This window comes from Streptomyces sp. NPDC043738, assembly GCF_056436545.1.
Map to the genome: position 1 here is coordinate 261,548 of NZ_JBWKCJ010000003.1, position 11,373 is coordinate 272,920.

Consider the following 11,373-nt stretch of genomic DNA (forward strand, 5'->3'; position numbering starts at 1 on the left):
GGTCCACCTCGGGCGTGGACATGGCGGGGAAGCCGCAGACGACATCCGCCGCACCGCCGCCGGTCGGTACTGAATTTCTGCCAGACGAAGCGGCGGTACCCCGTGGCCCGGCCCGACGCCGCCCGGAACCAGAGGAGGTCGGGGCCCCCGCCGCCCGGCCGCCCGACCGACGAGAAGATCGCACACCTGGGGGACTTCCACGTCCTGCCCAGAGTCGCGGTGATCACCGCCCTGGCGGTCCCCGTCGGAGCGCTCGCCGCGCTCGCCGCGGTGGGCCTGCTCAAACTGATCGCCCTGTTCACCAACCTGTGCTTCCACGGCCGCTTCTCCTTCGGCGAGGCCACGCCGGGCGGCACCGCGCACTGGTGGCTGATCCTGCTGATGCCGGTGCTCGGCGGCCTGGCCATCGGGGTGCTGGCCCGCTTCGGGTCCGAGAAGATCCGCGGCCACGGCATGCCGGAGGCCATCGAGTCGATCCTCGTCGGAGGCAGCAGGGTCCAGCCCCGCGTCGCGGTCCTCAAGCCGGTCTCGTCGGCGATATCCATCGGCTCCGGCGGCCCGTTCGGCGCCGAAGGGCCGATCATCATGACCGGAGGCGCGCTCGGCTCGATCCTCGCGCAGTTCCTCCGCGTCACCACCGACGAACGCAAGACCCTGCTGGTGGCCGGGTCCGCCGCGGGCATGGCGGCGACCTTCAACGCACCGCTCGCCGCGATCCTGCTCGCCGTCGAGCTGCTGCTCTTCGAATGGCGGCCGCGCTCCTATCTGCCCGTCGCCGTCGGCGCGGTGACCGCCGCCCTCGTCCGCGGACCGATCCTGGGCACCGGGCCCCTCTTCGGCGGCGCCCACGTCCCCGCCGAACTGCCGCCCCTGGCCTACGGGATGTGCGTCGTCGCGGGACTCGCCGCGGGGCTGCTCGCCCTCCTGGCCACCTGGCTCGTCTACTTCTCCGAGGACCTGTTCGCCAGGCTGCCGGTGCACTGGATGTGGTGGCCCGCCATCGGAGGCGCCGTCATCGGCGTCGGCGGACTCATCGAGCCCCGGGCACTGGGCGTCGGCTACGACGTCATCGACCAGCTGCTGACCGGCCGTGCCACCGTCGGACTGATTCTCGGCATCCTCATCGTCAAGACCCTCATCTGGGGCCTCTCCCTCGGCTCCGGCACCTCCGGGGGCGTCCTCGCCCCCATGTTCATGATCGGCGGTGCGCTGGGGGCCGCCGAAGCGCTCGCCTTTCCCGCCGTCAGCCCCGGCTTCTGGGCCCTGGTCTCCCTGGCGGGCGTCCTCGGCGGCGTCATGCGCTCCCCGCTCACCGGCATCGTCTTCTGCCTGGAACTGACCCACGAGATCCACGCCCTGGTCCCCATGGTGATCACCGCCTCATCGGCGTACCTGCTCTCGGTGATCGTCCTCAAACGGTCGGTCCTGACCGAGAAGCTCGCCCGCCGCGGCCTCCACCTCACCCGCGAGTACTCCGTGGACCCCCTCGAAGTGCACCTCGTCCGCCAGCTCGAAACCCCGGTGACGACCACGTTCCGCACCGACCAGACCGCCGCCGAGGCCGCCGCGCGGCTCGACGGGGCCCATCGGGCGGGCGACCCCGACGGTGTGCTCGCCCAGCGGCTCTACCCGGTCCTGGACGACGCGGGGCTGCTGGCCGGGGTCGTCACCCGCGCCGAGCTGCTGCACCACACCCCGGACGGCGACCGGCCGCTGAGCGCGCTGGCCCGACCCGCGATCACCGGCCATCCGGACGAGACGCTGCGGACCATCGCCAACCGCATGGCCGCCCACCACGTCACCCGCGTGGTCGTCACCTCCCGCGGGACCCCTCGCCGCGTCGAAGGGGTCCTGACCCTGCGTCATCTGCTGGAAGCGCGCCGGGTCGACCTGCACGAGGAGCAGCACGCCGAACGCGTCCTGATTCCGTTCCGGCGGGTGCCCCGGCAGGGCATACCGGCCCTGGCGGCCCCCGTCGACGCGCTCAGCGACGCCGCCGGCCGCTGATCCCCCGCGCCGCGCCGACCGCCGGATGGCGGTACGGCGCGGCCGGTGTACGCGAGCGGTAGACGACGTAGGGGCGCAGGAGGTACCCGACCGGTGCGCTGAAGGCGTGCACCAGACGGCTGAACGGCCACAGCGCGAACAGCGCCATCGCCAGCAGCGCGTGCACCTGGTAGACGAGCGGCGCGTGCGCCATGGCGGGGACGTCGGGGTCGAGGGCGAACAGGCTGCGGAACCAGATCGAGACGCCGAGGCGGTAGTCGTAGGAGTCCGCGGCCACACCGGAGGCCGTGGCCGTCAGGCCCGCCAGCAGCACCGCCGTGAGCAGCGGATAGACCGCCCGGTCGCTGCGGCTGGTCGCGGCCCGTACCGCGGGCACCCGCAGCCGGCGGTAGAGCAGTACGGCCAGGCCGGCCGCGGTGGCCAGGCCCGCGGCGCCCCCGACCAGCAGCGCGTTCTCGTGGTAGAGGTGGTTGCTGATGTGCAGCCGGTCGGTCAGCGACTCCGGCACGAGCAGTCCCCCGGCATGTCCGGCGATGACGAACAGCAGGCCGTAGTGGAAGAGCGGGCCGCCGATCCGCAGCAGCCGGCTCTCGTGCAGCTGGCTGGAGCGGGTGGTGAAGCCGAACCGGTCGTAGTGGTAGCGCCAGGTCGTTCCCCCGGCGAGCAGGACCAGCGTGAGATACGGCAGTACGCCCCACAGCGCGACGTGCAGATGCTTCATCCGCGGGCTCCTTGGTCGCTCGGTCGCGGCCGGGCCGAGAACGGCTCCAGGCCCACGGTCTCGGTCGGCGGCCCGTTGCGGACGAGCCTGAGGGCCGCCTCGCGGCTGGCCGGCGCCGCCCCCGGAAGGCCGAGGCAGACGGCCTGGAGGAGGTCGGCGTACGGGCTGCGGTAGGCGATCAGGGCGAAGCGCAGCACCTCGAGGGCGGCTCGGTACTCGCTCAGCAGCACCGCGCCCGCACCGGGGCTGCGGGCGGCGAACTCCAGGACCACGGGCAGGAAGTCGGGCAGTTCCTCCTGCGGCGGCACCCAGCCGTGCTCGCGGTAGAGGGACTTCAGACGGGCCAGTGAGGAGCCGCGGCGGCGGGTGTCGCCGTCGGTGTAGTACGTGAGGTAGAGGCAGCGCCGCCGGCTGCGGTCGAAGGTGGCGACGTAGCGGGAGGCGAGCTCGATGGGGTCGGCTCCCGCCAACCGCCCGCAGAAGCCGAGCAGTAGCTCGATCTCCGCTCCCGGTAGGGGGAGAAGGGCGGAGCGGACCGTGTCCAGCCGCTGCGGCCAGTCGTCGTCCGGGTAGCCGAGCAGCAGCGAGGCGGCCTGGTGGACGACGGGGCCGACGGGGCGGGTCATCGGCGCTGCTCCGGGGCGCGCGGGAAGAGCCCGGCGGGCCGTCCCCTGCCGTTCCAGTTCAGCAGGTTGACCCGCCCGCGCAGCCCGGTGGGGGTGCCGGCATGTCCCCCGGGTGCGGCGTGGAAGGCGTCGGCGCCGTCGCCCGGCATCATCCCGGGGCCCGCGACGCCGTCCAGGCTGCACCCCTGCGCGGCCTCGTCGTGCGGGGCGCCGGCGGAGTAGCTGGTCGGGATCACATACCGCTCTTCGTACTTGGCCAGGGCGAGGAGCCGGTAGAGGTCCAGAACGCCCCGCTCGTCCAGGCCCACCGCGGCCGCGATGTCCGGGTCCTGCTCCTCCCCGAGGTTGACCCGCCGCATATGGGCGCGCATCGCCGCGAGCCGGCACAGCGCGGCCTCCACCGGGGCCGGGTCGCCCGCGGTGAACAGTCCGGCGAGGTACTCCAGAGGGATGCGCAGGGCGTCGATCGCGCCGAACAGGCTGGCCGGGTCCTCGCCGTCGTGCCCCGTGGCGGTCAGCGCCTCCACCACCGGCGACAGCGGCGGGACGTACCAGACCATCGGCATCGTCCGGTACTCCGGGTGCAGCGGCAGCGCCACCCGGAAGCGGGTGATCAGCGCGCGGACCGGTGAGCGGCGGGCGGCCTCGACCCAGTCGTGGGGGATGCCCGACTCGACCGCGTCCCGGGCCACTTCGGGGTCGTCCGGGTCGAGGAAGCAGCCGAGCTGCGCCTCGTACAGGTCCTGCTCGCGCTCGGCGGACGCGGCCTCGCCGACCTTGTCCGGGTCGTACAGCATGACGCCGAGGTAGCGCAGCCGCCCCACGCAGGTCTCCGAGCAGACGGTGGGCTCACCGGCCTCGATGCGCGGATAGCACAGGGTGCACTTCTCGGCCTTGCCGGTGGAGTGGTTGAAGTAGACCTTCTTGTACGGGCAGCCGCTCACGCACATCCGCCAGCCCCGGCAGCGGTCCTGGTCGACCAGGACGATGCCGTCCTCGATCCGCTTGTACATCGCGCCCGAAGGGCAGGCGGCGACACAGGAGGGGTTCAGGCAGTGCTCGCAGATGCGCGGCAGGTAGAACATGAACGCCTGCTCGTACTCCAGCCGCACCTGCTCGCTCATCCTGCGCAGGACCGGGTCGTGCGAGAGCCGGTCGGGTCCGCCGCCGAGGTCGTCGTCCCAGTTGGGCCCCCAGGTGACCGCGGTGGGGCGGCCGTCGACGAGGGAGCGGGGCGGCGCGCTGGGGATGTCGTCGCCGAGTGGCGCGGTGGTCAGGTTCTCGTAGTCGTACGTCCACGGCTGGTAGTAGTCGTCGAGGGTGGGCAGTTCGGGGTTGGCGAACAGCTGGGCCAGGCGCCGGGCGCGGCCGCCGGTGCGCGGCACCAGCCGGCCGTGCTTGAGCCGCCAGCCGCCCTTCCATCTGTCCTGGTCCTCGTGGCCCCGGGGGTAGCCCTGGCCGGGGCGGGTCTCGACGTTGTTGAACCAGGCGTACTCGGTGCCGGTGCGGTTGGTCCAGGTCTGCTTGCAGGTGACCGAGCAGGTGTGGCAGCCGATGCACTTGTCGAGGTTCATGACCATGGCCACCTGGGCCATGACCCGCCGGCGAGGTGTCCGGGGCGCCCTGCGGAGCCGGCCGGCCTTGTTCTGGATCACGTCAGTACTCCACGTTCTGGGCGCGGCGCCGGATCGTGGTCACCGCGTCGCGCTGGTTGCCGGTCGGGCCGTAGTAGTTGGGGGCGAACGACAACTGGCCGTATCCGCCGATGAGGTGGGTCGGCTTGATCAGCAGCTTGGTCAGGGAGTTGTGCACACCCCCGCGCCGCCCGGTCGTCTCCGACCTCGGCACGTTCACCAGGCGCTCCTGCACGTGGTACATGAACACCGTGCCCGTCGGCATGCGGTGGGAGACCACCGTGCGGGCCACCACCACGCCGTTGGCGTTGACGGCTTCGATCCAGTCGTTGTCGGCGGCCCCGATCGCCTCCGCGTCCGCCGGGCTCATCCAGATCACCGGGCCGCCGCGGGCCAGCGTCTGCATCAGGAGGTTCTCCTGGTACTCGGAGTGGATGGACCACTTCGAGTGCGGGGTGAGATAGCGGACGGTCACCGCGCGGCCCTCGCCCGTGCCCCGGGCCGGGCCGCTCTCGCCGAGCTCGGCCATGTTCAACGGCGGCCGGTACACGGGGAGTTGCTCGCCCAGTTCGGCCATCCAGTCGTGGTCGAGGTAGAAGTGCTGCCGGCCGGTGAGGGTGTGCCAGGGCTTGTGGTGCTCGGTGTTGATGGTGAAGGGCGAGTAGCGGCGGTCGGGGGCCTCCTTGCCGGACCACTCGAAGCTCGCCCCGACCTGGACGGGCCGCTGCTGGGTGTCGGTGAACACCACCCGGCGCTCCGCCACCGACGCCGCCAGCTCCGCGAGCCCGGCCCCGGGGCCGACCCGGTCGGCGAGCCGGTCGAACCCCTCGGCCGCGAGCCGCCCGTTGGTGGTGCCGGACAGCGCCAGGATCGCCTCGCACATCTTGACGTCCGTGTCGAGCAGCGGCCGCCCGCGCGCCGGTCCCGAAGCGGCCGTCCCGCACCGCGCGGCCAGCCAGCCCACTTCCGGCCCCGGCATGACGGTCACCCCCTTCACCGTCATGCCGTGCTCGCCGGCCAGCGGTCCGAAGGTGGCCATCTTGTCCGCGACCGCGGTGTAGTCGCGCTCCACCAGCGCCACGGCCGGTGCGTCGCGCCCCGGTTCGGGCCGCTTCGGCCCGTCGCGCCAGTCGGTGACGCGGCCGCGCGGCTGCGCCGTCTCGCCCTCCGTGTCGTGCTGCAGGGCGGTGGCCACCAGGTCCTGTGCCACGTCCAGGCGGCCCTCGGCCAGCTCACTGAGCCTGCGGGCCAGGCCGTGGAAGATCTCGAAGTCGGTGCGGGCCTGCCAGGGCGGGCTGATCGCGGGGCTGAAGGCGTGCACGTAGGGGTGCATGTCCGTGCTGGACAGGTCGTGCTTCTCGTACCAGGTCGCGGCCGGCAGCACGAGGTCGGAGAACAGCGTCGTGGAGGTCATCCGGAAGTCGAGGCTGAGCAGCAGGTCCAGCTTCCCGCGCGGGGCGTCGGCGTGCCAGGCGACCGTTCGGGGGCGGCGGTCCGGCGGCGCCTCCTCGGCGGCGGCGCTGTCCCGCGCCCCGAGCAGATGCCGCAGGAAGTACTCGTTGCCCTTGGCGGAGGACCCGATGAGGTTGGCCCGCCACACCGTCAGCACCCGCGGCCAGTTGCCGGGGGCGTCGGGGTCCTCGCAGGCGAAGCCCAGCTCTCCCGAGGCGAGCCGGCCCGCCACCCAGTCCCCCGGTTCCTGGCCGCTCTCGCGCACCTGCCGCCCCAGGTCCAGCGGGTTGGCACCGAACGTGGGGTACGACGGCATCCAGCCGAGCCGCGCGGACTGCGCCACCAGGTCGGCGGTGTGCCGCCCGGCGAAGGCCCCGCGGCCGGTGGGCGAGGCCAGCGCGTCGGCGGCGTACGACTCGTATCTCCACTGGCCGGTGTGGAGGTACCAGTACGGCGTGCCCGCCATCTGGCGCGAGGGCCGCACCCAGTCCGCCGCCGACGACAGCTGCTGCCAGCCCGTGTACGGCCGCACCTTCTCCTGGCCTACGTAGTGGGCCCAGCCTCCGCCGTTGACGCCCTGGCACCCGGTGAGGATGAGCAGCGACAGGAAGGCCCGGTAGATGGTGTCGGAGTGGAACCAGTGGTTGGTGCCCGCACCCATCACGATCATGGAGCGGCCCCGGCTCTGTTCGGCGGTGCGCGCGAACTCCCGTGCCACGCGGATCGCGGCGGCGGCCGGAACCGAGGTGATCTCCTCCTGCCAGGCCGGGGTGCAGGGCTGCGCCGCGTCGTCGTATCCGGTGGGCCACTCCCCCGCCAGGCCGCGGCGCGCCACCGCGTACTGGGCCAGCAGCAGGTCGAAGACGGTGGTCACCAGGCGGCCGCCGATCTGGCGCACCGGAACGCCGCGGGTCACCGTCCGGCCCGGCTCGTCGAACCGGGGAAGCGTCACCTCGACGCCCGAGCCGCCGCGTTGGCCGTCCTCGTGCCCGTGGAAGGACAGCAGCGGATCGACCCCGCCCAGATCCAGGTTCCACGCGCCCTGCCCGCTCTTGGCCCACCGGTCGCCCATCGTCCCCCTCGGTACGACGACGTCCTCGGTGTCGGCGTCGACGAGCACCGGCATCCACTGCCGGGCCTCCGCCTCGGCGTGCTGGGCCAGCCCCAGATCGGCGGCGGTGACGAACTTGCCCGGCACGAAGCGGCCCGCGCCGCGTTCCTCCAGTGCCACCAGGAACGGCAGATCGGTGAAGCGCTTGACGTAGTCGGTGAAGTACGGGACCTGCCGTTCGACGAAGAACTCCCTGAGCACCACGTGCCCCATCGCCATGGCCAGCGCCCCGTCGGTGCCCGGGTGGGGGTGCAGCCACTCGTCGGCGAACTTCGTCGCGTCCGCGTAGTCGGGCGAGACCACCACGACCTTCTGGCCCCGGTAGCGCGCCTCGGCCATCCAGTGCGCGTCCGGCGTGCGCGTCACCGGCACGTTCGAGCCCCACAGCATGAGGTACGCCGCGTCCCACCAGTCCCCCGACTCCGGTACGTCGGTCTGGTCGCCGAAGACCTGCGGTGAGGCGATCGGCAGGTCGGCGTACCAGTCGTAGAAGGAGATCATGGGCGCGCCGATGAGGGAGTGGTAGCGCGCCCCGGCCGCGTGGGAGGCCATCGACATGGCGGGGATCGGCGAGAACCCGGCGACGCGGTCGGGGCCGTACTCCTTGATGGTGTGCACCTGGGCGGCGGCCGCGATCTCCAGGGCCTCGTCCCAGCCGATCCGCACGAAACCGCCCTGCCCACGGGCCGACTGGTACCGCCGGCGCGCCTGCGGGTCCGAGGTGATCTCCGCCCAGGCGGCCACCGGGTCGCCGCCGAGCCGCTGCTTGGCCGCACGGAACAGCTCCACGAGCACACCCCGTGCCATCGGGTGGCGCACCCGGGTGGGCGAGTAGGTGTACCAGGAGAACGAGGCGCCGCGCGGACAGCCCCGCGGCTCGTACTCGGGCCGGTCGGGGCCGACCGAGGGGTAGTCCGTCTCCTGGGTCTCCCAGGTGATCAGCCCGTCCTTGACGTACACCTTCCAGGAGCACGAGCCGGTGCAGTTGACGCCGTGCGTGGAGCGGACCACCTTGTCGTGGGCCCACCGCTCGCGGTACGTGCTGTCGTTGACCGCCTGGTCCGTGCGGTAGACGGCCCGCAGGTCCTGGGTCGTCGGCGCCCTGCGCAGCAGCTGGCCCGCCTTGAACAACCGCTCGGCCGCCTCGGCCGCCGCCCGCTCGGCCGCCGCCCTCGCCCTGCCTCGCACCACAGCCCACCACTCTCCAGCGAACGCGATGGAGCACCACCTCACAGCGAGGCGGGTCGCCCGCACTTGCAGGCCCAGCATCCTGCTGCGGACCGCCGAATATTCAGGACATTCCGCACGTTTAGCGAGAGCTGGCGAAGCTTTTCATTGCACTTTGCAATTATTGGCCTCGCCATTTCCTTCGCGAGCGAACAGATTTGGACACCCTCGAAGCGGTCGCCGACGGAGTGGAGCACCGGCTCGTCAACCGCGCGCCGGACGGACCTCCCGGCTCCGCACCCCGCCCACTCGGCGCCCGCGCACACCCCGCTGACCGGAAACCGCCTTACCCCCTTGTGTCGCCCGACCTAACGTTGACCGTGTGACCAGATTTGAAATCTGGTCACGGCAGCGGAGGGGGCAGGCGTGGAACGGGCGGAGCGGGCCGAGCGCATCCTGGAGGCGGCGGGGGAACTGCTGCTCGCCTGGGGGTACGGGCGGCTGACGATCGAGGAGATCGCCCGGCGGGCCAAGGTCGGCAAGGGCACGGTCTATCTGCACTGGAAGACCAAGGAGGCCCTGCTCCTGGCCGTCGTGCTCAAGGCGCAGACCCGAACCCACCAGCGCCAGTTGGAGCGGATGCGCGCCGACCCGTTGGAGATCCTGCCGGGCCGGCACGTCAGCGGGCTCTTCCTCGACTTCCTCGACGAGCCGGTGCTGCGTGCCCTCTACACCGACGACTCCGACGTCCTCGGCCGGCTCAACGACACCGCCAAGAAGGAGTTCGCCGAGCTGATCGCGCACGGCGACCGGACCCTGTACCGCCACCTTCAAGTGCTGCGCGCCCACGGGCTGATGCGCGACGACACCGACCTGCACCACCAGCAGTACACCCTGATGGCGATCGTCACCGGCTTCTTCATGTCCGAAGCGCTGCTCCACGACCGTGCCCCGGACACCCCCAAGGTGCGTGCGGAACTCCTCGCCCAGACGGTCCAAAGCACGCTGGAAACGTCAGTCGTGCCCGGCCACGGCCCCTGCCCGGCCCCCGGCTCCGACCCCGTGCACGCCGCCGTCGTCGCGGCCGCGCCCGAGATCATCGCGCTCCACGAGCAACTGGGGGAGCACCGGGCGCAGGAGATGCGCCGGCAGGTTCGCAGCTGATCTTCGAGTCCCACCCGGACTCCACAACTCCAGACCGACTCCCAACCGGAGGAGAACGAGATGTCGGCATTACCCAGCTCTCCGTTCGCCGAGCACGTGGGGAAACACCCGGGCGAGCCGAACGTGATGGATCCGGCGCTGATCGGCGACCCGTTCAGGGGCTACGGCGCGCTGCGCGAGCAGGCTCCGGTCGTCCGGGGGCGGTTCATGGACGACTCACCGGTGTGGTTCGTGACCCGCTTCGAGGAGGTCCGCCAGGTCCTGCGCGACCAGCGGTTCGTGAACAACCCGGTCTCCTCGGCCCTGGGCGACGCGCCCGGCCGGTCGCCCAGGGACCGCATGATGGACATGATGGGCTTCCCCGAGCACCTGCGCGTCTATCTGGCCGGCTCGATCCTCAACAACGACGCCCCCGATCACACCCGGCTCCGCCGCCTCGTGTCGCGCGCCTTCACCGCCCGTAAGATCACCGCGCTGCGACCGCGCGTCGAGCAGATCGCCGACGAGCTGCTGGCCCGACTCCCCGAACACGCCGAGGACGGCGTGGTCGACCTGATCCAGCACTTCACCTACCCCTTGCCGATCACCGTCATCTGCGAACTCGTCGGCATCCCCGAAGCGGACCGCCCGCTGTGGCGCAAGTGGGGCGCCGACCTGGTCTCGCTGGAGCCGAACCGGCTCGGCAGGACGTTCCCCGCGATGATCGACCACATCCACGAGCTGATCCGCGAACGGCGCGGGGCGCTCACCGACGACCTGCTCAGCGAGCTGATCCAGACCCACGACGACGACGGCAGCCGGCTGAGCGACGTCGAGATGGTCACCATGGTCCTCACCCTCGTCCTGGCCGGCCACGAGACCACCGCGCACCTCATAGCCAACGGCACGGCGGCGCTGCTGGCCCACCCCGACCAGCTGCGCCTGCTCAAGGACGACCCGGCGCTGCTTCCGCGCGCGGTCCACGAGCTGATGCGCTGGTGCGGGCCGGTGCACATGACCCAGCTGCGGTACGCCTCCGAGGACATCGAGCTCGCCGGTACGCAGCTGCGCAAGGGCGACGCCGTGCAACTCATCCTGGTGTCGGCGAATTACGACCCGCGCCACTACACCGACCCGGACCGTCTCGACCTGACCCGGCACCCCGCGGGCCACGCCGAGAACCATGTGGGCTTCGGGCACGGGCCGCACTACTGTCTGGGGGCCTCGCTCGCCAGACAGGAGGGCGAGGTCGCGTTCGGCAAACTGCTGGCGCACTTCCCGGAGTTGTCGCTGGGCGTCGAACCGGAGCGGCTGGAGCGGCTGCCGCTGCCGGGCAACTGGCGGCTGGCGTCACTGCCGCTGCGGCTGGGGTAGCCGCGGACGCGGGGGGGGGGGGGGGGGGGGGGGGCCCCCCCCCCCCCCCCCCACCCCCCCCCCCCCCCCCCCCCCCGCTCCCCGGTTTTTGTTATCCCCCTGTTCCCCACCCCTTTTTGGGTATGCCATTTTGGAGGC

Annotated in this window: 7 protein-coding genes; 3 read left to right on the forward strand and 4 right to left on the reverse strand. The window is 72.0% G+C overall.

Translation table 11 applies throughout. The features are described from left to right. Nucleotides 1–102 precede the first annotated feature (102 nt). Complete coding sequence (locus AC0680_RS06625; protein ID WP_478625522.1) at nucleotides 103–2,007, forward strand: chloride channel protein; 1,905 nt, start codon at nucleotides 103–105, stop codon at nucleotides 2,005–2,007. Here the strand turns inward: AC0680_RS06625 and narI are convergent. The 4 genes from narI to AC0680_RS06645 all read right to left on the reverse strand — a co-directional run bounded on the left by narI (nucleotide 1,985) and on the right by AC0680_RS06645 (nucleotide 8,742). Next, on the reverse strand, nucleotides 1,985–2,728 hold the full coding sequence (gene narI, locus AC0680_RS06630; RefSeq protein WP_478625524.1) for a respiratory nitrate reductase subunit gamma: 744 nt from the start codon (nucleotides 2,726–2,728) through the stop codon (nucleotides 1,985–1,987). The two genes, AC0680_RS06625 and narI, sit on opposite strands and share 23 nt — an antisense overlap. After that, nucleotides 2,725–3,354 carry a nitrate reductase molybdenum cofactor assembly chaperone gene (gene narJ, locus AC0680_RS06635; protein ID WP_478625526.1) on the reverse strand — a complete coding sequence of 210 codons (630 nt, stop codon included), beginning with the start codon at nucleotides 3,352–3,354 and terminating at the stop codon, nucleotides 2,725–2,727. Before narJ ends, narI begins: the two co-directional genes overlap by 4 nt. Further along, nucleotides 3,351–4,949 (reverse strand): nitrate reductase subunit beta, encoded by a 1,599-nt coding sequence (narH, locus tag AC0680_RS06640; RefSeq protein ID WP_478625735.1) that lies wholly within the window; start codon nucleotides 4,947–4,949, stop codon nucleotides 3,351–3,353. The genes narJ and narH overlap by 4 nt, the downstream gene beginning before the upstream one ends. Before the next feature lie 61 nt (nucleotides 4,950–5,010). After that, nucleotides 5,011–8,742 carry a nitrate reductase subunit alpha gene (locus AC0680_RS06645; RefSeq protein WP_478625528.1) on the reverse strand — a complete coding sequence of 1,244 codons (3,732 nt, stop codon included), beginning with the start codon at nucleotides 8,740–8,742 and terminating at the stop codon, nucleotides 5,011–5,013. A 402-nt stretch (nucleotides 8,743–9,144) separates the two neighbouring features. Here AC0680_RS06645 and AC0680_RS06650 point away from each other — a divergent pair, with 402 nt between their 5' ends. Continuing rightward, nucleotides 9,145–9,882, forward strand: coding sequence for a TetR/AcrR family transcriptional regulator (locus tag AC0680_RS06650; RefSeq protein WP_478625529.1), 738 nt, complete (start codon nucleotides 9,145–9,147; stop codon nucleotides 9,880–9,882). A gap of 60 nt (nucleotides 9,883–9,942) precedes the next feature. Beyond that, nucleotides 9,943–11,235, forward strand: coding sequence for a cytochrome P450 family protein (locus tag AC0680_RS06655; RefSeq protein WP_478625530.1), 1,293 nt, complete (start codon nucleotides 9,943–9,945; stop codon nucleotides 11,233–11,235). Nucleotides 11,236–11,373: the final 138 nt, after the last annotated feature.